Genomic DNA, 23,291 nt, shown 5'->3' with positions numbered 1-23,291 from the left:
CTTAAGATTGCGTTCTTTGATAGTATGGCAGGTCTAAAAAGATGATCGTAATTTCTGTACCTTTATCCACCTGTGAATTGATCTCAATTTCATGCCCAAGTTTATCCACCATTTTTTTAACGAGATATAATCCCATACCAGTCGACTTACTACCTGAGGTCCGACCATTATTTCCTGTAAAACCTTTGTTGAAAACACGGCTCAAATCTTGTTCGGCGATACCAATACCATTGTCTTTAATATGTAAAGCAACGTTATCATTTTTATTCGTTGTAAAAATAGAGATCTTACCATTTTGATCAGTGTATTTAAGACTGTTAGCAATGATTTGGTTCAGTATAAAACTAAGCCATTTTTCATCGGTTAAAACTTTTTCAGAACTAATATCCAAATCAATGCTGATGCGCTTAGCGATAAACATTCTTTTGTTACTTCTGATCGATGACTTGACGATGTTATTTAGATCTTGTTCTTGAATTAAGTAATCATTGGAAAAATTAGTTAAACGTGCAAAATACAGTGCCTGGTCGACTAAGTAATCAATTTGATCGATTTCTTCATCTAATAGTTCTTTATCCAAATTACTGTCTTGTGATAATTTCAAAGCTGCCAAGGGGACTTTGATATCGTGGACCCAGGATTCTGTATATTCACGCTGATCTTTTTGGCTTTGATGCAGTTCAGTCAATTCTTTTCGATAATCTAAAGAAATATCATTGATCTTTGCTTGGATAAATTTTTCTTCGTTATTTTTAGCGCCATATAGCTCTTTAGAAGGGTCATTATCACTATTTTGCAGGATATTGTACCATTCTTTCTTCCTATTAAATGATAAAACCAGACTAATAGCAGAGATCAAAATTGCTAAGATCCAAGTGTAGATCAGAGTACCTTTTTGAAAGTGTACTTGAGGATCTAAATAAAAAATCACTTCGATAAAGGTTATGCCAAAGAGTATTACTAAAATCAATCCGATATGATCGCGTAAGTATTTATTTAATGTCATAGATAACCTCGTTTAAGGAATAATGTAACCTTGGCCTACTTTGGTGACGATATAGTCTTTGAGACCAAATTGAGAAATTTTAGTTCTTAAGCGATTAATATTGACGGTCAAAGTATTGTCATCAACAAATCGTTCGTCATCCCACATGAAATTCAATAGTTGCTCTCGAGTGACTATTTTACCTTGATCCTTTAATAGTCTCTGTAATAATTTGTATTCGTTTTTAGATAAATCAATTTTCTCTTCGCCAATTTCAACCGTACCATTAGCAAGATTCAATTTCAGACCGTTGTACTCGACAATATCATTATTATTTTTCGTAAAATCGTATGTTCTGCGTAATAGGGCGTTTATTTTAGCAATCAAAATATCAACTGAAAATGGTTTTTCGACAAAATCGTCAGCTCCCATATTCATAGCCATAATTTGATCCATATTAGAATTGCGTGAGGAGATGATTATGATCGGAATTTTTGATATTTTTCTTATTTCCTGATTCCAGTAATAACCATCAAATACAGGTAAATTAATATCGAGTAAAATTAAATCGGGTTTATATGTTTTAAATTGTTCGATAATCGTTTCAAAATTTTCTGTTACATAATTATCAAGATGCCATTTTTGCAGATTTTCACTGATCAATTTGGAGATAGATGGATCATCCTCAATAATCATAATTTTTGCCATAGAATTAACCCCCACATGATAGAATAAGGCTAACTATTATCATAACAGTAATTTTTAATTTATGGAGAACAGACTGTGCAAATTATTGTAAAGAATATTGCTAAAGATTATGGAAAAAGATTCAATGCGGTACATGCGATCAAAGACATCGGCTTGGAAGTTAAACAAGGTGAATTTCTAGGGATCATGGGTCCGTCTGGTGCGGGGAAGTCTACTTTATTAAACATTATTTCTACTAATGAAAGACCAGATCATGGACAAGTTTTGATCGATGGAATTGATATGACGCAATTACATGATAAAGATCAAGCTAAATATCGTCGAAATAAGATGGGGTTTATTTACCAGAATTTTGAATTATTGGACTCATTAAATGTTAAAGAAAACATTATTTTACCAATGGCTTTAAGGCATGCTTCTAAGCGATTGATCGAACAAAGTTTTAAACATATGACGAGATTATTAAACATTGAAGAATTAAGTAAACGTAATGTTGATGATCTATCGCTTGGACAAAAACAGATCGTGGCCGCGGCAAGGGCTTTGATCAATGGTCCGGAAATATTATTTGCTGATGAACCAACGGGAAGTCTTGATTCTAAGTCGGCAACTATTTTATTAAATTATATGCAGCTGATAAACGATAAAGAAAAAACGACAATTTTAATGGCTACTCATGATGCTTTTACAGCTAGTTATTGTTCAAGGGTGGTTTTTGTTAAAGATGGTATTATTTTCTCTGAAGTAGTCAATCCAGGAGATCGTAATAAATTTTTTGAGCAAATTATAAATATGCAAAGAACTATCGGCGGAGGGAGCTACTTTAATGTTTCTAAAAATAGTTAGACGTAGCTTCACCAATATGCGCGATAGTTATCTGATTTATGTGCTAGCTTGTAGTTTTGCAATTGGCATCTTTAGTGTTTTGTTATCGTTAGTTGATAATCCTAAATTAAAGACTAATATATCCATTTGGAGCAGCGGATTTGCTAATATTACTTTGTTTTTTAGCATTTTATTTATTTTTTGTGCGTTTGTATATATGGGCTTTGTCGGCGGCTTTTTTATTAAACAACAAGCACATGAGTTTAAAACTTTTGATAAATTTGGCATGTCACGTTTTACTATTCTCATAATTGGATTCATTCAAACAATGCTAGTTCAATTGGTATCTTGGGTGATTGGAATTTTAATAGCGTTAATTTTTCAAAAGTTTTTTGGGATGTTGCTGCTATATTTGATGGGAGTTAAATCAGGATTTTCTTTCTTATTCACTAGCAATACCTTTAATTTACTAATCCAAATAGGTATTTATTCAACCTTGGTTTTTAGTGTCATGAATTCTTTTAGAGTTAACCGTTTACTAAAAGATAAGAATAATAAGAAAATATCATCTCGATTTTATTTAAGAATACCTGCTGGCTTTTTAGGAGTGTTATTTTTTATCAGTGGTTTGTTCGTCACGATCGTGCTTATTAGCGATATTAAAGATAATCAGACGAATCAAGTTATGCAACAATTGATTTTCTTGTTCGTAGCGTACTTACTGGGATCATATTTGATATATTTTGGCTTTTTGCCAAGTCTTTTGACGATATTACAGCATATTAAATGGATCGCTTATACTGGGATCAATGTTTTTTCATTCAAGTATTTTAAAGAGCGTCTAATTAGAAATAATTCTGTTTTATGGTTTATCACAGAATTATCATCGTTGGCTTTGATCTTATTATCGATTTGTTATTTTAGTTATCAAACTGCTTATAGTAATTATTTATACGCCCATCCATTTGAACTGACGGCTAATCAATATACTGTTAAAGATATTAAAAACGACTTAAAAGAAAATAATTCTCAAATTACTCGTGAATATAAAACTACCGTTAAAACTACCGTAGTTAAACGAGGATCGAACGGTGAGATTATCCCAGGGACTTTTATGTCATATTCAGATTATCAAAAGTTACCTAAGTCCAATGTGGCAAAAAACCCTAAAATATCAAAGAATCAGTTTCTAATACTAGATTTTGGCTATAATGTTTCGGGTTATAATTTTAAAAAACCAGATACAGCTGTGGTAAGTGTTAAAAATGCCAAACAGATCAAATCTGATAAAATTGGTTCGGCCTTCCCATATGGATCAACGATGTATCAAGGTTTAATGATAATTGCACCAGATAATTACTATAATAAACTGCAGGCTGATGTTAAAAACACCTTTTATGGCTGGTTTTTCAAAGATGGAGATAAATTAACTCATAAACAATTTAAAAAACTAGATAAGCAGGAATATACCAGAGGTGTTTTAATAAAAAAGGCAGACAACTTAAATGATACAAAGTTGTCTGCGGTACATGAACCAAAACATTATCAAGGTGAGATCTTTATGGATTCCAATTATTCACGGCAAAAAACGGCTAAAATTCAAGTCGATCAAATAAGTGGTTTTGGGATATTTATTGTTGCTTTATTCAGCGTTGCCTTATTGATTGCTTTAGGAAGTGTTTTAACTTTAAAATTGTTATTAAGGGATGATTCCGAGTGGAAACAATTGAGGACGTTGAATAAAATTGGAGTCGATAAAGGTGAGATCAAAGAAATTGTCAAAAAGGAAACGATTTATACGTTTGTCATCCCAATCGTTTTTGCTGTAATGCAGTCTTACATCGTAATTGCCTTGATCGGACGTTTTTCTGCAATGACGATGATTGTTCCATTTATCTTGATTAACCTTTGTTATATTGCACTTTATGGGATAATAGGTTTTGTAACCTACCTGATATCTTGGCGCAGTGTTGATCAGAAACTTAACTAAGTTCGTATTCTTTGAGGAAGAATCCAAATGGTTCTTCTGAAAAGCGCTGGATTTCGACATTGATTTGTTTTTTGATAAATTCACGCCAGTTTTTCAATGAATTTTCGTCAGGGAAAGTATTAATAATTAAATATTCTAAACGATCATCCTTTTTTTGAAATATTTCTGAGTCTTTTGTATTGATGGCAAAATCCTCTGAATATAGTTTGTTATCAAATATTGCCGCCTGATCTTTATTAAATTTTAAATAGGTCAATAAATATAGTCTATTTGAACTTACTAAGGATCCAGTCTTCTTGCGGTATTGACCAGATTCAGCTAATACTTTTATTAAAAGATGATCTGCTTTATCATCAAATAAGGGTTTTAATAAAGTATCAGCAGTTGTCTGTTGATTCTTTAAAAAATTATATGTTCCTAGCTTTAATGTTATGTTCATAATTATTGAAATCCTTTCAACAAAATTTTTGGAGGTTTTCACATGTTAATTACAGTTTTAGGCTTTTACGGAGGATACCCTCACAATGGTATCGGAACTTCAGGATATTTACTAAAAGATGACAATTTCAATGTTTTGATCGACTGTGGTAGTGGGGTATTGAACGTTTTGTCCAATTATCTCGATCCAACTGATTTGGATGCCGTTGTTTTATCTCACTATCACCATGATCATACCGCAGATCTTGGAGTTTTGCAGTATAACTGGTTAGCGGCGGATAAGGAACAACCACTTCCTATCTATGGTCATACACAAGACTTTGTTAACTTTGCTCAATTAACAGAAGGCAATGCTACTAAAGGGATTGCTTATAATGATTATGAGCCAACAAATATTGGACCATTTAAATTTGAATTTCTAAGGACCATTCATCCTGTTCCAGCTTATGCAATGCGCATAACAAAGGGTGATAAGACAATAGTTTATACTGCTGATACAACTTATTTTGATGGATTAGTAGATTTTGCTAAAGGAGCTGACCTATTGGTCACTGATACTAACTTCCCTGAAGAAGTTACTGGTAGAAAGTGGCATATGAATACTAAAGAGTCAGGTACTTTGGCAAAAGATGCTGGAGTTAAGCGAATGATGATCAGTCATTTACCTCAAAATTATAAAAAGCAGACTTTGTTAGAACAATCACAAAAATATGCTGGTGATATTCCAGTAATCAGAGCTTTCCAAGGTCTTGAGGTTCAAGTTTAGGCTCCATTCCTATTGTTATAGGTATTACACTTGTAAACCATAAATAGGCAATAATCTTTAGTATAACTTTTAAATTATGCTAAATGTGAATACATCACAATTAACGCTTATTTGACGGTTCATCAAGTTCACAATCTATAAAAACGAGAACAAACATTCGTAAGTTTTTATTATAAAAAGTATAGATTTTATATTAGTAATACGATACAATATTATTGTGTTAGTAATCAGAATGCACAATATACAGAAAAGGAGAGATTATAATGGTAACTATTTATACATCTCCAAGTTGCACTTCATGCCGTAAAGCAAAGGCTTGGCTCGAACAACACGATATTCCTTACAAAGAAAGAAATATTTATTCTGAACCCTTAAATAAACAAGAAATTAAACAAGTCCTACAAATGACAGAAAATGGAACTGAAGAAATTATTTCTACACGTTCCAAAGCATTCCAAAATCTTAAGGTTGATCTTAACGACCTAACAATCGATCAATTATTAACCTTAGTACAAGAGAACCCTGGATTATTGAAGCGCCCAATCATCATGGATGATAAGCGTCTACAAGTAGGATTCAATGAAGACGAGATCAGAAGATTCTTGCCTAGAAGTGTTAGAACAATGGAATTACAAAGAGCTCAACTTATGGCTGGGTTATAAGAACGTCGTTCACGTAAGTGAACGGCTTTTTTTGTTACCATAAGTTTTAAGTTACATAATCCAATTTTTGATATTCAAAGTATTCAAATATGACCGCCTTTTTTATAAATATTAAGATATTATTAGTATATATAAGTTTATTTTGTTATTAATAGGAGGAAATTATGAATAAAGGCAGAACAAAAAGTTTAATTCAGCTTATTTTTGCAAGCTTATTTGTTTTTGTCTCGTTTTTTTTGGTAAATACTTCCGTTAAAGCTAATGACGTTCAAGATCTTATTAATCAAAATGATTCATTAGTGGTTAATCAACCAAAAGCAAAAACTCAAGCAGCCAGTATCTCAGCTTATTCAGTTACCAATAGTGGAACTTTTGGAACTTGTGATTGGGATATTGACGATACAGGTTTATTGACGATTCACGCTGGTGTTTTAGGTGCTGGTATGGGTAATTGGAATAAAGCGTTGGTTACTAGTGTCTATGTTGATCCTGGAGTAGTAGCAAATTCTAATTCAATTCAACTCTTTTATAACTTAACAAATGTAACATCGATCGATGTTACTAATTTAGATACTAGTAATGTCATAGATTTTAGTAGCTTTTTTTCAGGTGATTCTAAATTACAAAACATAATCGGTATTGAAAAGATGAATACTAGTAGCGCAACCAACATGAGCTCAATGTTCAGTTCCAATTCTGCTTTGACAACTTTAGATGTCTCGAATTTTGATACGAGTAAAGTTACCAGTATGTCAAGTATGTTTCAATCTTGCCGTGCCAATATTACAGGCTTAAAAAATTTTGATACAAGTAAAGTTGCAAATATGTCTTCTATCTTTTCTAGTACCCAATTAACTAACACCGATGATATTAAAAATTGGGATACATCAAGTGTTAGCAACATGTCAAATATGCTTTCATTCAATTCTAAAATGACAAGTATCGATCTATCTAATTGGGACAAAACTAAAGTTGTAAATATTTCAAGTATGTTTTCAAATGATACAGCTTTAACTGAAATAAATGGTCTAAAAGAATGGGATACGAGTAATATTACTAATATGTCAAGTCTTTTTACGAACACAAGGTTTAGTGAACTACCTGAAATAGAAAATTGGAATACCTCAAGCGTTTCTAATATGTCTAAGATATTTTATCAATGTACGAATCTTAATAACTTAGATCTATCCAATTGGAATACGGATAACGTTACTAATATGTCATATATGTTTGGTAGTGATGCTAAGTTAAATGAAAACAACTTGATAGGAATCGATAAATTTAATACTGCTAAAGTTAAGGACTTCGGTAGTATGTTTTCTAGTACAGGATTTACAGTTTTGAATCTATCCAATTTTGATACAAGTAGCGCTGAAAGTTTATCAAACATGTTTTTCAGTACAAAATCATTAACTAAAATTATTGGTGAATTCAATACATCAAAAGTAAACACTCTAAGCAGTATATTCTTGGGGAGTGCTATTTCTGATTTTTCTGGTTTAAATATTGCTGATTGGGATACTAGCAACGTAACAAATTTTTCAGCTGCCTTTAGTCAAACTAAATTTACCTCCTTACCAGAGGTAATCAATTGGAATACAGGATCTGCCGAAAATTTTTATTCTATGTTTAGTCAAATGTCTAATTTGACAGACCTAGATCTTTCAAAGTGGAACACCCCAAACGTAACTAACATGTCATCTATGTTTTCTATGGACAAAAATTTGAATAATTTGGACATTTCTAACTTTGATACAGGTAAGGTACAAAACTTTTCTAGTATGTTTTATTCTATTGGTAATATAGATAAAATAGACACTTCGAACTGGAATACAAGTAGCGCAACTAATATGAATCATATGTTTTATAGTTCCGGAATTAAAATACTAGATACTTCCAGTTGGAATACAAGTAAAGTTACCGATATGACTTCTATGTTCGGAAGTGCGTCTTCTCTTGGTAAATTGGATCTTTCCAATTGGGATATGTCGAATGTAAAAAGTATGGACAGTATGTTTGACGGGGCTAATAGTTTATGGAGCCTTGGATTAGGTCCTAAAGTGTTCTTCACTGATGATGTGTCACTTCCTCAGGCATATTCAAATCATCTATTTACTGATCAAGAAGAAAATAAACAATATACTTCAATCTCAGGTTACTGGCAAGCGGTAGGGGAAGATATTGGTGGAACTCCTCATTCTGCATTAGGTCAGTTAATTTCAAATGATGATTTAGCGGCTCTTTATTCTAAACAAGGCGGTCCGACTGCTACTTATGTTCCTCAACAAACTCCACTTATAGATATGAAGATGGATGTCCCGGATCTATCCTTTAGTAAAACAGGTTCAAATAAAATGGTAGTCCATCGACAAGAAAGCAACTGGGGAATAACAGTAACTAATAACACCTTCCCCGCTCAGTATGTAAAGGGCGACGTCAAAGTCAAGATGTCAAAAGACTTGACTGATGCTAATGGTAATAGTCTTAATGGATCTTTGATTTTTAGAGATTATGGCAAAGATGATCAAGTTATTGGTTCTGATGATACTACTATTGCGACAAGATCATTTCCAACGAGTGACTCGACAATTAGCTGGAGTAAAAATGAGGGCTTTTTGATGGATTTTGATGGTTCAACTGTCAAAGCAGGAGATTATTCTGGAACTTTAACTTGGACCTTGCAAAATAGCCTTTAGTAGAGTTTCTTTTCTTTACATAAATTTTGAGACTGTTAGAATGTAGATACAGAATTGAGGTGACTATGATGGAAATGGATCGACTTAATGAGAATACAATCAAAGTCATTCTTAGTACGCAGGATTTACAAGACCGTGGTGTAACTGTTTTGGATCTCTTGGGTAACAAGAAACAGATTGAATCTTTCTTCTATAGTATTTTGGATGAAGTTGACAAGGACCATGTTTTCTCTAACAACGAACCTGTAACTTTCCAAATCATGCCTAACAAGCAGGGACTGGAATTAATAATCAGTAAGAGTCTTGATGATGCTGATGATACTTTGTATGCTGATACAGAATCTGACAATAATGATGTAACTGATGACCGCGTAGGCTTTGAGGAATATGACAGTGATACTTCACCTTATCTGAAGGATCCTGACACACCTACAAAGACATTAATTGTTGAATTTGATGATTTTGAAGACTACATTCAATTAGCTGACTTGTTGCATTTGGAAAGCGGCGTTTCAAATCTTTGGGAATATAAGGGTAAATATTATCTACAATTGGTATTATTTACTGAAGAAATGCACGATATGACCTATAACGACGTTATGGCACTGATGAGTGAGTACAGCAATAAGACTAAAGTTACAGCGGCCGTGCTATCAGAGTATGGTAAAGAAGTTATGAGTAAAACAGCACTAGAGTTGACTAGATATTATTTTAGTAAGTAATATTTTTAGTTTTTAAATAACCGTAATCCGATTGGGGATTACGGTTATTTTTTTGTGGAAAAAGCTATGTTTTTGTTCCACGTCTATACCGCATATTTTGAGACAAGTTATTTTTTTCTTTAATCCATTTTGTTGAAACGCGTGCCATAAGGCAGAGACCTCCGCTTATCTACGAATATCGAACAATTGAAAGTACACAATTATTCGATATTCTAGGATATGCTCAGTCTCTAACCGCCTTATGGCACGCTCTGATTGCAAGCCTGTATTGACACAATGTAAACGCTATCATATCATTAAAGTACATTTATCGCTTTAACGTTTTCGATAAGTCATTTATCAAAAATGAGGGGTGTGAATGCAATTTTAATTATCAGGGGAGAAAAATTATGAAGAATAAGGGTATCACTTATTTGAGTACATTACTTTTATTGATGGGTGGAGTTGGATCAACTATTTCTGTGATCAATAATCCTAATGTTGTTGCAGCTGAAGTGTCAGGGAACACTTATCAATCAGCTATAAATTTAGATTTCAATGGTAAACCATTTACTATGATGCCAGTTTTTGAAGGTAATGCGACAATAACAACTGATGGAAATGGAACTTATGCCCAGATCAAACTTTCAGACATGGCAAATTCGAGTTTACAATCAATGACGATCGATGGAATAAAATATACTCCACAAAATGGGTATATTAATATACCGGTTAAGTCGGATGGATCCAGTAGTGATGCAACTGTAAGCGTATTGATCCCGGGTAAGGATAAACCTAATGTATTTCCAATGCAGGTAAGTATCGCTGATCCACAATCTACAACAGAGCCAACACCGGATGTTGATACTGGAACTGATATCAATATCCCAGATATTGATGATGGAAATCTGATAACGACACCGGAAACACCAGATACTAATACTGTAGAAGAAAATACTGATCAAACGACTGATACAACACAGTCAATTGCTTATAGTTACCAAGTTTTGCAAGAGGATCCTAGTGCAGGTGAATCAGTAGCAGCCCAATTTTTTACAAATCAATCTACGGTAACCCCAAATAGTGATGGCACTTATACAGTTTCCATGCAAATGAGAACGCCAAAGAATTTTGGAACTGATCCAGTTGAAATAACATCGATCAATGGAGAGTCGATCAATCCTGATGTTACTACTTCAGCAGATGATAGTTATAATTACATGAATTATAGTTTCAATATTAGTAGTCTTGATGCATTAAATAATTATATTCCTGCCAGTTTAAAGATCAGCGTGGCAAATTTTGGATATTATGCAACTCACAACGTTAATTTCAAATTTAGCCAAGGACAAGGTGTAGCACCAAGTGGTACCACTAATTTACCAACGACTAGCTCAACACCAACTTTGCCAGGCTTTAGTGGATCAACAGTCTCAAATTTACCAACAAATACTGGTTCACTTCCTCAAACTGGATCAAAGAGCTTACCAATTTATATCATGTATGCCGGCTTCATTACTTTAGCAGTGGCAATGGCGGGTATTAATAGTATGGGAAAATTTGATAAATAATGAAAAAGGTTATTTATTTTTTAGTAACAAGTTTAACTTTGATTGTTTTAGCGCTTTTTTCAATACCACAAATAACTGCTAAAGCTGATTCAGTCAATGTTACAGCAATTCAGCCCAATGGATCGACTAGTATGGCTGATGCTTATTTAGTGAAACCAGCTACGGTCAATGTTTCCAATGATCAATATGAAGTCACTTATACTATTAGAACCAATAAGGACTTAGGTACTTATCCTGTAAAGATCCTTTCAATGAATGTTCAAACGACGGGGATCAGCAACAAAGAAGACAGCAATGCTTATTATACATCGATCACATTTAAGTCTAATCAATTGGATAATATTACTGGAACGATGAAAGTAGACGTGGATTCTGCCAATATTCATCAAACTCACCCCTTTGGTCTGAAATTCAGCAATCCCCCTAAATTGAACGCCGCAAGTGATCAAAACAGTGCTGATACTGCTGATCAAACTGATAATAATGCGAATACAGCTGATACGAATAATGATAATGCTCAAACTGATGTTTCAGAGAATGTAGTCGACCCATTGAAACAGTCTGATAAGAAAAATAAAAAGGCAGATAAAAAGACGAAAAAGAAAACTCCTAATAAAAATAAGCAGGAAAAGAAATCAGCTAAAAAAGCGGATAAATCAGATAATAAAAAATCTAACGTACCTAAAATTTCCGCAGGGGTTACTTTAATAGCTGTTGTGATAGGTGGCGGCTTCTTTGTTAAAAAGAGATTCTTCTAAAAAAATTCTTTTTATTTTATCTATTTGGGTCATTGGTTTTGCGGCAATTTTTACTTTGAATAATTTAAAGAAAACACAAGCTAAACAAAGTGATTCAGTAGTTATGACAACCTATGCCTTGACACAAGTTGCTGATACTTTGCATATGGATCTGGCGGGTATTCCCAATACTCAATATCCAATTCCTAAACGTTACAAAAATACTGATAAAGTGGGGGCACCGAACGCTCCTAGCATGGAGAAAATTAAAAAATTGAATCCTGATACAGTTTATTCTGTGACGACTTTGAGATCGATGCAGGGGAAAAGTTATAAAGCAAATAAGATCAATGTAACTTATCTGAATTTACAAACTGTTGATCATTTAAAAACAACTTTGAATACTTTAGCTAAGCGTTATGATAAACAAGTTTATGCTGACAAATTTATTAACAAATTAGATAGAAATATTTTGAAAGTAAAACAAAAAAATAAAAATAATGATTCCAAGAAAGTCTTGGTTTTATTTGGGATGCCCGGAGGAGGTTATTTACAGGCAACCACCAATTCTTATATTGGTTCATTGGTCAAGGATACTAACAATATTGTGATCCAGCCTAAAAATAGCCAAGGTGAATATATATCTGTCAATATGGAACAAATTCAAAAAGAAAAACCAGAAGTCGTTATTTGTTTGGCACATGCGATGCCGGAGATGGTCGAAAAATCTTTTAAGGAAGAATTTTCTAGTAATCAAATGTGGCAGGAATTACCAGCTTTTCAAAATAAACGAGTTTATTACCTGAGAGAACCTGTTTATTCTTCAACCGCAAATATGAACGTCATTAAGGCGTTGAATGGAATTGATAAAATTGTTAATGAAAAGTAAGATCAATATTTTTTTGAGTTTGAATATTTTAATTTTAGTTGTTTTTGGTATTCTCAATATTATTTCAGGTGATAATAGTTTACTTAATTTATTCAAACTTCAAGTCAATGATTATCCGATTTTACAATTACGGCTTTCACGAACGATGACAGCTTTATTCACAGGAGGTTTGATCAGTTTATCGGGGCTATTTTTACAATTGATTTTTAGAAATGATCTAGTCGATCCGGGATTAGTTGGTTTAACTTCTGGAACAAGTTTTTTTAAAAACTTATTAGCAATATTTTTGCCAGCCTTTTTAGGTTCGCAAGTTATTTATGGTTTAGTAGGTGCTTTGATTATAGTGAGCATCTTAATATGGTTAAAGACCAAAGTCATTAGTCCCACTAGATTTGTTTTATTTGGAGTATGTCTGACGATCTTCTTTATAAGTCTTAATCAAGTTCTAAGTTATTTTACTCATGGGCAATTAGATCTATTTTCAGGTTTCAACCTAGTCAGTCCTAGCGTGACTTACTTGATGATAATTTTAGGGGCAATAATTGTTACAGGATTAATGTTTTTTGATAAATATATTCCATACTATGCCTTTAATGATCAAAAAATTTTGGATCTAGGGATCGATATTAGAAAAATCAATCTTTATATTTTAGTAATTATCAGTCTGGCAATTTCAACGATTGTCGGGATAGTGGGCGAGTTCTTTTTTATCGGGATAGTTATCCCTAATATTGTAAAATCCATTAATGGAACTAAAGTTAAGCATTATTTTATTGATACTTTCATGCTAGGTGCCAATCTAATGTTATTGTCTGATTTTATTGGTCGTAATTTGTTTTATCCCGTGGAAATTCCCGCAGGATTAATTTGTAGTCTAATTTGTGCCCCAATCTTATTTTATATTGTTTTGCGAGGTAATTATGAAAGCAGATAATATTAGTTATTCATATGAAAAGGAACAAGTTATCAAAGATGTATCCATACGGTTTGACGTTGGTGTTACAACATTGATCGGCCCTAACGGTAGTGGAAAAAGTACGTTGTTAAAGATATTATCTGGACAAATTAAAAATTATTCAGGATCAATTGAATATGATGGCGATAATATTAAAAATTTATCTGTCTCACAAATTAGTCGATTATTATCGTATTTCAATCAAAAAGAGCAAATTTATGGACTGATAAGTGTGGAATCTATTTTTGAGATGAGCAATTTAAAGAATATCGATTATACGAAATATTTGGATTATTTTGGATTGACTGACAAATTAAAATTGCCATTCAATCAATTATCTGGTGGTCAGCAGCAAGTTATTTTAGTTTTAGCGGTCATGGTTGAACAAACCCCATATGTCTATTTAGATGAACCATTTAATAATTTAGATCCCTTATATAAAGCTAAATTGGTTAAATTGATCAAACGATCAGAACAGAATTTTTTCATTGTTGATCACGATTTAGATACTTTATCCATTTTGGCAGATAGGATTTTATTGTATAAAAATGGCAAAATAGTGAAGTCAGGTTCCGTAGAATTATTAACGGAAAACAACTTGAAAAATATTTTTGGAACAGAATTTAAAATTCATCAAGATGTTAATGGCAATAGGCGTTTGATACAAGATTTCTGAAGTTGATTTTCATTTTCTTTAGAAAGTTGCTTGACAATGTATTTCTTTAAGAGTAATTTAATCACCAATCAATTAAAACTTATTTAATTTTATTAGACGTTGAAGAGAAGAGTAGATCAATTAGTAGTTTTGAATAGTGACCGCTAGATGGTGAAAAGGCGGAACGAAACCTTGATCGAAGATGAGCTTGGAGTCTTACTTAGGTGCAAGCCAAAAGTACGCAAGGATGCGATATCATCCCGGACATGTTAGTGTCGTTGAGGTATTTTGTGTGAACAAAATATGAAATAGGGTGGTATCACGGGTGATCGTCCCTACATTGCAGAGAAATTCTGTGTATGTAGGGACGATTTTTTTGTACAAAATTAAATTTTAGGAGGAATTGTTGATGAAGATGATGAGGATTCGACCACCGCTTTTAAAAAGATAAGATCAAAGTTGAGAAGGGGAATAAGAAGATGGGAAAAAGACATAAATTATTTTTAAGCGTTATTTTAGCACTGTCAGTTATTTTGTTAGTAGGATGCGGCAAATCAAGTTCAGAATCTAAAACCATTACAGTTGGTTCACAAGGATCTGATTTAGAGATCTGGGAACATATCGCCAAAAGTCCGCAAGCTAAAAAAGCCGGCTTAAAGATCAAAGTTAAAGAAATCACCGATGGAGGACAGCTTAATAAAGCAACCACTGAAGGAGAAGTAGATGTTAATGCTTTTCAATCTTGGTCATACTATGAAGCTTATAATAAACAAAATCCTAGTGGTAAATTAAGTGCTTTGGGGACAACTTATTTGGAACCACTAGGAATTTATTCTAAGAAATATAAGAGTATTTCAGAAATACCAGATAATGCCACAATTGCGATTGCCAACAATCCTGCCAATACTTCCAGAGATTTATTATTATTGCAAAAAGCTGGATTACTAACTTTGAAGAAGGGCTTCAATGCTCTAAGCAATACTAAAGATATCAAAGATAATCCTAAGGACCTTCAATTTAAAGAGATTGATGATACCACAGGACCTAGGGTTTTAAATGATGTCGATGTAGTTTTAATTTCTAATACAGTTGCTTTAGATGGCGGCCTGCATGTTTTAACTGATTCTATCTACCACGAAAAGGTTAACCAAAGTACAAAAGATAACGTTAATATTTTGGCAACAGTTTATAAGAACCGAAATAATAAAGAATACAAAAAGCTGGTCAAGTTATACCACAACAAGACCATTCAAAAATGGATCACTAAGAAATATTACGGAACAAAAATTGAAGTACAAAAACCATTAAGTTATTTAAAAAATAAATAAAATTTAAGGAGATATTAATTATGGCTAAAGTTGAAAGTTTTACATTGGATCATACAAAGGTAAAGGCACCATACGTTAGATTGATCACTGAAGAAAATGGAGAAAAAGGCGACACAATTTCAAACTTTGATTTACGTTTAGTTCAACCAAATGAGAATGCTATTCCAACAGCCGGTCTTCATACGATCGAACATTTACTAGCAGGACTATTAAGAGATCGTTTAGATGGCGTCATTGATTGTTCACCATTTGGCTGTCGAACAGGATTTCATTTGATCACTTGGGGTGAACATTCAACAACTGAAGTTGCCAATGCGCTAAAAGGTGCCTTAGATGATATTGCTAACAAAGTTGAATGGAAAGATGTGCAAGGAACTGATAAATACAGTTGTGGGAATTATCGTGATCATTCATTATTCTCTGCTAAAGAATGGTCCAAAAAGATTCTTGACGAAGGTATCAGTACCGATCCATATGAACGTCACGTAATTTAGAAGAGGTAATAATATGAGTCTATTTGAATCATTAAAGAAGAAAATTGTAGTTGTTACTGGAGGTCATCAAGGAATAGGCAAAGAAGTTGTTGATACTTTTTTGAATGAAGATTCAATCGTAGTTGCAGCGGATCTAGCATTTGAAAACCAAGAATTAAAGCAAGTTTCCGGTAATAAATATCAAATTCATTTAGATGTCAGTGATGAGGATAGTGTTAAAAAACTAACTCAAAACTTAGTCTCAGCCAAATTGATCCCTAATGTTTTGGTCAATGTCGCTGGAATTTCTACTATGGATTATTTAATTGAAAGCAAAACGTCAGACTTTGATAAGACTATTGCTGTAAATACTCGGGGGACGTATTTAGTGGCTAAGTATCTGGTTAAATTGATCGTCGATGCTAAAAATGGCGGCAAAGTAGTTTTCATTGCCTCGCAAGCAGGAAAGAACGGCTATCGTGCGATGTCATCCTATGTAGCTTCAAAACATGCCGTGCTAGGATTGACCAAAACTTTGGCGATCGAAGTGGCTAAGGACAAAATTAATGTTAATGCCGTTTGTCCTGGCATTATCGAAACTTCTATGAAGCATAGAGAGAGAAAAGATGGAGCAGTCATTCGCGGCTTAACTCCTGATGAAATTGAGGCAGAGGATAATAGTCAAGTTCCACTAGGGAGAACGGGGACACCTAAAGATGTTGCTAATGTCGTGTTATTTTTAGCAAGTCCCTTATCTGACTATATGACAGGTCAAGGAATCAATGTTACAGGTGGGATGACGATGAATTAAAATAAACCTCTCCACAGATAATGGATCTATCAAGATAGGCCCACTATCTGTGGTAGAGGTTGACTACCACAAAACTTCATCTTAAGTACCATATAAAAAGGGCGAGACTTAGTCTCGTTCTTTTTTCGTAATTTTTATTGAGGTGATAATAATGTATGCTGCTTTGAATGAAGAAGGTAATTTAGTTTATGCTGTTGAAGTTGAAAATATCGAAAATTATCATTGTCCCAAGTGTTTAAAAACAGTCAGACTGATTCAAAAAAATGATTCAGCGTATTTTCAACATTCAACTAAGAAATTCAATGAAGTTAATGAACGCAATATTCATAAAAAGGGTAAAGATATTCTAGTAAATAACTTTTCTCAACTAGGTTATCAAGATATTCAACAAGAAAAATTTTTAACAGAGATCAAACAAAAACCGGATATTTTATTAACAAACAATCTAGCTTTAGAATATCAGTGTGCGACTATTAGTTCTTCTAAGTTTAAAGATAGGATCGATGGTTACTCGACTTTGAATATTAAAAGCATTTGGATACTTGGTGGAGCTTATTTAAATAAGAAAATTTTGAAAAAGCATTTAAAATTTTTATCGTATGATCCCAATTGGGGATTTTATTTGATCATGTTAGATTCAGAGAATAAAATTTACCATCTATTTTATCAAATACGCTATTTTGGCTTGTTCAATAAGATCAATTACAGCAGAAAAGACTTTTACACAGATGACATTTCAGAACTGTTTAAATTTAGTACGGAATTAAAAAGTTATCCACCTATTAAGGTCGATCATTACCAAATTCAACGAATAAAAAATGTTCGAGGTGTAAAAGTGGATAAGCTGAAATCAGAATTTTTTAATCAGTCTGGAAAAACTGTGGAAGAATACTTATTAAAAAAGTCTCTTAATTGTCAAAAACCAGTCTATAGTAATCATTATTGGCGTATTTTGTGTGGAGAAGAACCAAGGTATTTAGAGCAACCGTTGTTATTTAAAAAAATTAGGATTTGAGTTCTTTTAGTGAATTCAAAATCTCACTTATTCTTTTAATTTGAGTGTTACCTAGATTATTTGAATTGTCGATGATACTTAAAATAAAATCTCCTTGTGAGATTATTCTAATCGTCCGTTCATTAGTTGCGAGAACCGAATATATTTCTACAAAGCGCTTCAATTCAAGGTAGCTGTTGTTATCTTGAATATTATTTTGGTGTAACAAATGAGTTGTGGTCGTAGCTATAATTTGCTTAGCTCGTTGATTACTATTTTGGTCAGATTTTCTTTTTTGATAATAGGGTAAAAATAATGCCACAGTTACAGCAAGAGTTTCAGCAATACCAGCGACCCATTCGGCTAAAGAACCAATTTCCATAATTTACCTCTAACGAATATTATTAAAAAAATGACTACCACAGGGGTAGAGATGTTTTAAAGCATAATAGCATCATTTCAAATTTTAAGTAAAAAAAAAGACTTGTTTAAACAAGTCTTTTTGAACTATCGTCTAAATTTATCTAGACTAATTACGGAACTGCTATTAATAGTAGGTTGTTCAGCTATTTCTGGGATAGCTGCTTCTAACATCGCTGTTAGATTACTATTGATGATATCTTCAGAAGTCTTACTTCCAAAATCATCGATCATTACACCAGGACGTTCTTCATTGTTTAGATCAAAAACAACGATCGTAGGTGCTTTGGTAATATTCATTTCAATCGCTAATTGTTTATCGCGTTTAATGCCTTGTTCAACACATTCACTTCGTTTGTCTTCCATTATAGCTTCATAATCAAGACCACTATTATTGATCGCAACCTTAACGGATTCAGCATCAAAAGGATTGTCTAAAACATTGATTTGTTCTTGAAGATTCATTAAGAAATTACGGGCTTTTTTATTTCCCTGACAGGATGCAGCCTTGTAAAGACTAGCGGCTTCGTAAATATCCGTTGAAACTTTTGATCTGTTTTGTAGATCACAAAGTTGGTATCCTTTTAATTGCATGTATTCGTTGATTGTTTCCATATTATTAGTGGTTACAAAGTGGTATTGAGTTTCAATATCGTGTTTTCTTGTGAAGTCGATAATAGCTTGTTCAACCTTCAAACAATATGAACACAAGGGATTAATATATAAGAATACTTCCCACATTTTGCTTCCCTCCATCTCTCTAGCATAGTCATCATAACAGCAAACTTATAAAAGGTAAAATAATAACTCCAGAGAACAATTTGGCTATTTAGGTGAATCTTTGTTCGAATTACGATATATTTAGAGTGGTAAGGTGGGTTAATATGACAAGAATTAAATGGAATGAGTTTTTAATACCCTATTCGCAAACAGTCGACGAACTTAAACTGAAGTTTCGAAACTTACGAAAAGAATTTTTAGAGAAAAATGAACATTCACCAATTGAATTTGTAACTGGACGTGTTAAAACGGTTGATAGTATCAAAGAAAAAATGCGTCGCAGATATATTACAGAAGATCTTTTGGAACAAGATATGCAAGATATTGCCGGAATCAGGATTCAGTGTCAATTTGTAGAGGATATTTATGATGTTGCTAAGCTTTTGCATTCTAGAGAAGATATGCAAGTTATTGAAGAACGTGATTATATCGCCAATAGTAAGCCTAGTGGCTATCGTTCATATCATGTTGTTATTGAATATCCCATTCAAACATCTAGAGGTCAAAAAAATATTATTGCCGAGATTCAAATTAGAACTTTAGCAATGAACTTTTGGTCTACTATTGAACATTCATTGAATTATAAATATCGTGGTGATTTTCCAGAAGAAATAAACGAACGATTGAAGCGAGCCGCTGAAGCATCTTTTATGCTGGATGAAGAGATGTCTAAAATCAGAGGTGAAATTCAAGATGCCCAACAATATTTTACAGATAGTAAACGAGATATCAATAATTCTACGAAGGATAAAAATTAATGAAATTTTGGGTCAATAATAATAATAAGGAACAATCAGTCATCGCCGGGGATAAAATCAGATCTGACTTGAGAGATCTCGGATTAGAAGAGTATCGCCGCAATCCTGATCTAGTCATCAGTGTTGGTGGGGATGGAACCCTTTTAAGTACATTTCACGCTTATGCAAATCATTTAGATAAGGTAAAATTTTTAGCACTTCATACTGGTCATTTAGGATTTTATTCTGATTGGACAGATCAAGAAATTCCGGAGTTAACACAGAGAATTAAAGAATATAAAGAAAAGATCCCTTCAACAAGCTATCCTTTGATCGATATCAGAGTTGAGAGTGAAGATGGATGTTATTTGCATGAAATAGCGATCAATGAAGTTGTCGTCCGTCGTTTATCTTCAATGACAATGAAAACCAATGTTGATATTGATGGGGAATTTTTTGAAAGTTTTCGTGGTGATGGACTGTGTTTTTCTACACCAACTGGTTCAACAGCCTATTCTAAAGCAATCGGTGGAGCGTTGATCCATCCAAAAATCAGTGTTTTTCAAATGGTTGAGATGGCTTCGATCAATAATCGTGTTTATCGGACGATCTCTTCACCACTTATAATTCCGCACAATCAACAAGTAGATCTTTATCCACAAGTTGCTGATGATTATGTTATTAGTTGTGACGGAATTACAACTAAATTGATGAAAGTTAAAAGGATCTCAATACGATTAAATAGTCAACGAGCACAGTTTGCCCAGTATCGTCATAGACATTTCTGGACTAGAGTTGGGACTGCCTTTCTAGGTCAAGATGCAGAATAATCGTTTTTTAAAGTTCATAATTCAAAAAACAGATAAAAAGATTCTAAGAAAATTTTTGATTCAGCATAACTTTTCCTCCAGCCAATTGCATAATTTGAAAAATAAAGGTGGAAAAATTTATGTTAATCATAAACAAAGACACTTTAATTTCAAAATGGAAATTGGAGACACGCTTTTAGTCGTTTTAAATGATGAAGAACCTTCAGATTTAATCGAACCTATGAAGGGTGATTTGGATGTTATTTTTGAAGATAAGTATTTATTAGTCGTCAATAAGCAGCCAGGAATAGCGAGTCTTCCCGCTAAAGCCCGCACAAGTAAAACGGTTGCTAATATGGTTAAATATTATCTGCAAGAAAAACACGAGAATTCATCGATCCATCTTGTCACACGATTAGATCGAGATACTTCTGGCTTGATGGTATTTGCTAAAAATTCATATACACACTCATTATTAGACCAAATTTTACATTCAAATGATTTTCAAAAGTTTTATTTAGCAATTGTCTATGGAAAGGTTACTCCTTCAAAAGGATTGATCGATTTGCCGATTGGAATCGATCCTGAGGCATTTTATTTACGAACTATTGATTATAAACTTGGCAAAGAGTCAAGAACCGTTTATGAAACTATTGAAAATTATGAAAAAGATAGCATGTTGAAACTGAAATTATTGACGGGTCGAACACATCAAATTAGAGTACATTTATCAGCAATCGGGCACCCAATTATTGGAGATGAAATGTATAGTCTCAAAAAAGATCCTCGAATAAATCGCCAAGCATTGCACTGTTATCAACTTCAAATTGTACATCCAGTCACCAAAAAGCTGTTAAAATTAACGGCACCTATTCCCCCAGATATGGTATTGTTAAGAAGTGTGTTAAAGGGGTGAAAACAATGGATGAAAATGAAAAAAGACTGCAGGAAAAATTTACCCAGTTAAAAAGATATCTTGATAAGGGTGATAAGAAACGATTTAGAAAAACTTATCTGGATATGCATTTTTATGACCAGAGTACATTCTACTTAACCTTAGATAAGGACGAACGATTAAGTATTTACACGATTCTTGAGCCAAACGAAATGGGAGACATGTTCGATACACTTGAGGATGATCTACCAGAAATTCCAGAATACTTAAACGAAATGGACCTAAGTTATGCATCAAAGATGTTAAATGATATGTATGACGATAATGCTGCCGATATTTTGGAGCATTTAGATAAGGTGGATGTAGATCGATTCTTAGGACAGTTGCCTCGAGCGGATGCCAATAATTTACGTGGATTACTCCACTATGATACTGAAACCGCCGGTGGTATTATGACCACTGACTACGTGAGATTTCATGAGTTTGAGACAGCTAAAGAAGCAATTGGTAATTTGAAAAGATTCGCTGAAACTGCCGAAACGATTTATTATTTATATGTTTTAGATGATCATGATGATTTAGTTGGAGTTATGTCTTTGCGTGATTTGATCATGTTAGATGATAATGCAACTTTAAAAGACAATATGAATTCAGATATTATTACAGTTAACGTTGATGCTGAACAAGCAGAGGTTGCTCAAGTTTTTAGAGATTACGAATTCTTGGCCGTTCCTGTTGTTGATCACTCGAATCAAATGGTTGGTATTGTTACGGTTGATGATGTTATTGAAGTTATCGATGATGAATCATTGCAAGACTATTCAGGACTTGCCGGTGTTAGTGTAGATGAGACCGTTCAGGATAATCCAGTAAAGGCGGCATCGAAACGTTTACCTTGGTTGATAACATTGTTACTGCTTAGTATGATCACAGCAACTTTGATCAATCATTATGAAAACTTACTTGCTGAAGCAAGTATATTAGCTGTTTTTATTTCCACGATAACTGGTACCGCTGGTAATGCCGGTACGCAAAGTCTGGCCGTTGCAGTTAGAAGGCTTGCTGTGGAAGAAATAAACCGCAATGAGTTTTTCAAGTTAGTCGGTAAAGAATTATTGACTGGTTTTATTACTGGCGTTGTAACGGGGGCATCAGTACTACTGCTAGTCGGTTTTTGGAAACATAACTTTATCTTAGGAATGGTTATAGGATTGGCAATGTGTGCCGCTATAACGGTCGCTAATTTGGCAGGTAGCTTGATTCCAATGCTGATGTCTAGTTTTGGTTTTGATCCAGCCGTTGCCAGTGGACCTTTTATTTCTACCTTGAGTGACTTAACTAGTGTTTTAATTTATTTCAGTATTGCTGGTATGTTCTTACAATCATTTGTGGGGGCATGAAAATTTATCAAACACATACAAAAAACAGACCTATTAATCCGATTTTTGGACTACTAGGTCTGTTTT

Annotated in this window: 24 protein-coding genes; 19 read left to right on the top strand and 5 right to left on the bottom strand. The window is 33.4% G+C overall.

Annotated features, from left to right (window positions below):
* Position 1: 1 nt before the first annotated feature.
* Positions 2 to 1,006 carry a sensor histidine kinase gene (locus EKM77_RS07620; RefSeq protein ID WP_125593460.1) on the bottom strand — a complete coding sequence of 335 codons (1,005 nt, stop codon included), beginning with the start codon at positions 1,004 to 1,006 and terminating at the stop codon, positions 2 to 4.
* A 12-nt stretch (positions 1,007 to 1,018) separates the two neighbouring features.
* The gene (locus EKM77_RS07615; protein WP_125593459.1) at positions 1,019 to 1,693 is read right to left on the bottom strand and encodes a response regulator transcription factor; all 675 of its coding nucleotides are present in this window, start codon (positions 1,691 to 1,693) and stop codon (positions 1,019 to 1,021) included.
* Between the two features lie 75 nt (positions 1,694 to 1,768).
* On the opposite strand from EKM77_RS07615, the gene EKM77_RS07610 reads away from it, so the two are divergent.
* Together EKM77_RS07610 and EKM77_RS07605 are read left to right on the top strand one after the other, a co-directional pair.
* Positions 1,769 to 2,539 (top strand): ABC transporter ATP-binding protein, encoded by a 771-nt coding sequence (locus EKM77_RS07610; RefSeq protein ID WP_125593458.1) that lies wholly within the window; start codon positions 1,769 to 1,771, stop codon positions 2,537 to 2,539.
* Entirely contained in the window at positions 2,520 to 4,508 is a 1,989-nt protein-coding gene (locus EKM77_RS07605; protein WP_125593457.1) for an ABC transporter permease family protein, read from the top strand. The genes EKM77_RS07610 and EKM77_RS07605 overlap by 20 nt, the downstream gene beginning before the upstream one ends.
* Here the strand turns inward: EKM77_RS07605 and EKM77_RS07600 are convergent.
* The gene (locus EKM77_RS07600; protein WP_125593456.1) at positions 4,501 to 4,947 is read right to left on the bottom strand and encodes a hypothetical protein; all 447 of its coding nucleotides are present in this window, start codon (positions 4,945 to 4,947) and stop codon (positions 4,501 to 4,503) included. The two genes, EKM77_RS07605 and EKM77_RS07600, sit on opposite strands and share 8 nt — an antisense overlap.
* Positions 4,948 to 4,989: 42 nt before the next feature.
* Between EKM77_RS07600 and EKM77_RS07595 the strand changes: the two genes are divergently transcribed.
* The 13 genes from EKM77_RS07595 to EKM77_RS07535 all read left to right on the top strand — a co-directional run bounded on the left by EKM77_RS07595 (position 4,990) and on the right by EKM77_RS07535 (position 18,205).
* Positions 4,990 to 5,712 carry an MBL fold metallo-hydrolase gene (locus EKM77_RS07595; RefSeq protein WP_125593455.1) on the top strand — a complete coding sequence of 241 codons (723 nt, stop codon included), beginning with the start codon at positions 4,990 to 4,992 and terminating at the stop codon, positions 5,710 to 5,712.
* Between the two features lie 263 nt (positions 5,713 to 5,975).
* A complete protein-coding gene (spxA, locus tag EKM77_RS07590) occupies positions 5,976 to 6,374 on the top strand; it encodes a transcriptional regulator SpxA (RefSeq protein ID WP_125593454.1) in 399 nt (132 codons plus the stop codon).
* A gap of 164 nt (positions 6,375 to 6,538) precedes the next feature.
* On the top strand, positions 6,539 to 9,070 hold the full coding sequence (locus EKM77_RS07585) for a BspA family leucine-rich repeat surface protein (RefSeq protein ID WP_125593453.1): 2,532 nt from the start codon (positions 6,539 to 6,541) through the stop codon (positions 9,068 to 9,070).
* Between the two features lie 68 nt (positions 9,071 to 9,138).
* Positions 9,139 to 9,792: an adaptor protein MecA gene (locus EKM77_RS07580; RefSeq protein WP_125593595.1), complete on the top strand. Its 654-nt coding sequence runs from the start codon at positions 9,139 to 9,141 to the stop codon at positions 9,790 to 9,792.
* Positions 9,793 to 10,181: 389 nt separating this feature from the next.
* Positions 10,182 to 11,342 carry a hypothetical protein gene (locus tag EKM77_RS07575; RefSeq protein WP_125593452.1) on the top strand — a complete coding sequence of 387 codons (1,161 nt, stop codon included), beginning with the start codon at positions 10,182 to 10,184 and terminating at the stop codon, positions 11,340 to 11,342.
* Positions 11,342 to 12,100, top strand: a complete 759-nt coding sequence (locus tag EKM77_RS07570) for an NEAT domain-containing protein (protein ID WP_125593451.1) — start codon at positions 11,342 to 11,344, stop codon at positions 12,098 to 12,100. Before EKM77_RS07575 ends, EKM77_RS07570 begins: the two co-directional genes overlap by 1 nt.
* Positions 12,078 to 12,968 carry an ABC transporter substrate-binding protein gene (locus EKM77_RS07565; RefSeq protein ID WP_125593450.1) on the top strand — a complete coding sequence of 297 codons (891 nt, stop codon included), beginning with the start codon at positions 12,078 to 12,080 and terminating at the stop codon, positions 12,966 to 12,968. Before EKM77_RS07570 ends, EKM77_RS07565 begins: the two co-directional genes overlap by 23 nt.
* Positions 12,937 to 13,902, top strand: a complete 966-nt coding sequence (locus EKM77_RS07560) for a FecCD family ABC transporter permease (protein WP_125593449.1) — start codon at positions 12,937 to 12,939, stop codon at positions 13,900 to 13,902. Before EKM77_RS07565 ends, EKM77_RS07560 begins: the two co-directional genes overlap by 32 nt.
* The gene (locus EKM77_RS07555) at positions 13,889 to 14,599 is read left to right on the top strand and encodes an ABC transporter ATP-binding protein (protein WP_125593448.1); all 711 of its coding nucleotides are present in this window, start codon (positions 13,889 to 13,891) and stop codon (positions 14,597 to 14,599) included. The genes EKM77_RS07560 and EKM77_RS07555 overlap by 14 nt, the downstream gene beginning before the upstream one ends.
* Before the next feature lie 458 nt (positions 14,600 to 15,057).
* On the top strand, positions 15,058 to 15,906 hold the full coding sequence (locus tag EKM77_RS07550) for a MetQ/NlpA family ABC transporter substrate-binding protein (protein ID WP_125593447.1): 849 nt from the start codon (positions 15,058 to 15,060) through the stop codon (positions 15,904 to 15,906).
* A 20-nt stretch (positions 15,907 to 15,926) separates the two neighbouring features.
* Positions 15,927 to 16,400, top strand: a complete 474-nt coding sequence (locus tag EKM77_RS07545) for an S-ribosylhomocysteine lyase (protein WP_125593446.1) — start codon at positions 15,927 to 15,929, stop codon at positions 16,398 to 16,400.
* Positions 16,401 to 16,413: 13 nt separating this feature from the next.
* Positions 16,414 to 17,190, top strand: a complete 777-nt coding sequence (locus EKM77_RS07540; protein WP_125593445.1) for an SDR family NAD(P)-dependent oxidoreductase — start codon at positions 16,414 to 16,416, stop codon at positions 17,188 to 17,190.
* 151 nt (positions 17,191 to 17,341) lie between these two features.
* Positions 17,342 to 18,205 (top strand): competence protein CoiA family protein, encoded by an 864-nt coding sequence (locus EKM77_RS07535; protein ID WP_125593444.1) that lies wholly within the window; start codon positions 17,342 to 17,344, stop codon positions 18,203 to 18,205.
* Here the strand turns inward: EKM77_RS07535 and EKM77_RS07530 are convergent.
* Both EKM77_RS07530 and EKM77_RS07525 read right to left on the bottom strand, forming a co-directional pair.
* On the bottom strand, positions 18,195 to 18,566 hold the full coding sequence (locus EKM77_RS07530; protein WP_125593443.1) for a hypothetical protein: 372 nt from the start codon (positions 18,564 to 18,566) through the stop codon (positions 18,195 to 18,197). The genes EKM77_RS07535 and EKM77_RS07530 overlap by 11 nt on opposite strands.
* A 125-nt stretch (positions 18,567 to 18,691) precedes the next feature.
* Entirely contained in the window at positions 18,692 to 19,345 is a 654-nt protein-coding gene (locus tag EKM77_RS07525) for a DsbA family protein (protein WP_125593442.1), read from the bottom strand.
* A gap of 143 nt (positions 19,346 to 19,488) precedes the next feature.
* On the opposite strand from EKM77_RS07525, the gene EKM77_RS07520 reads away from it, so the two are divergent.
* The 4 genes from EKM77_RS07520 to mgtE are packed head-to-tail and all read left to right on the top strand — an operon-like array spanning position 19,489 to position 23,225.
* On the top strand, positions 19,489 to 20,142 hold the full coding sequence (locus EKM77_RS07520) for a GTP pyrophosphokinase (RefSeq protein WP_125593441.1): 654 nt from the start codon (positions 19,489 to 19,491) through the stop codon (positions 20,140 to 20,142).
* Positions 20,142 to 20,951 carry an NAD kinase gene (locus tag EKM77_RS07515; RefSeq protein ID WP_125593440.1) on the top strand — a complete coding sequence of 270 codons (810 nt, stop codon included), beginning with the start codon at positions 20,142 to 20,144 and terminating at the stop codon, positions 20,949 to 20,951. The genes EKM77_RS07520 and EKM77_RS07515 overlap by 1 nt, the downstream gene beginning before the upstream one ends.
* A complete protein-coding gene (locus EKM77_RS07510; protein ID WP_125593439.1) occupies positions 20,941 to 21,846 on the top strand; it encodes an RluA family pseudouridine synthase in 906 nt (301 codons plus the stop codon). The genes EKM77_RS07515 and EKM77_RS07510 overlap by 11 nt, the downstream gene beginning before the upstream one ends.
* Positions 21,847 to 21,851: 5 nt before the next feature.
* Positions 21,852 to 23,225: a magnesium transporter gene (gene mgtE / locus EKM77_RS07505; RefSeq protein WP_125593438.1), complete on the top strand. Its 1,374-nt coding sequence runs from the start codon at positions 21,852 to 21,854 to the stop codon at positions 23,223 to 23,225.
* Positions 23,226 to 23,291: the final 66 nt, after the last annotated feature.

This window comes from Companilactobacillus baiquanensis, from assembly GCF_003946605.1.
Taxonomy (GTDB): Bacteria; Bacillota; Bacilli; order Lactobacillales; family Lactobacillaceae; genus Companilactobacillus; species Companilactobacillus baiquanensis.
This window is presented reverse-complemented; position numbering and strand designations above follow the sequence as displayed.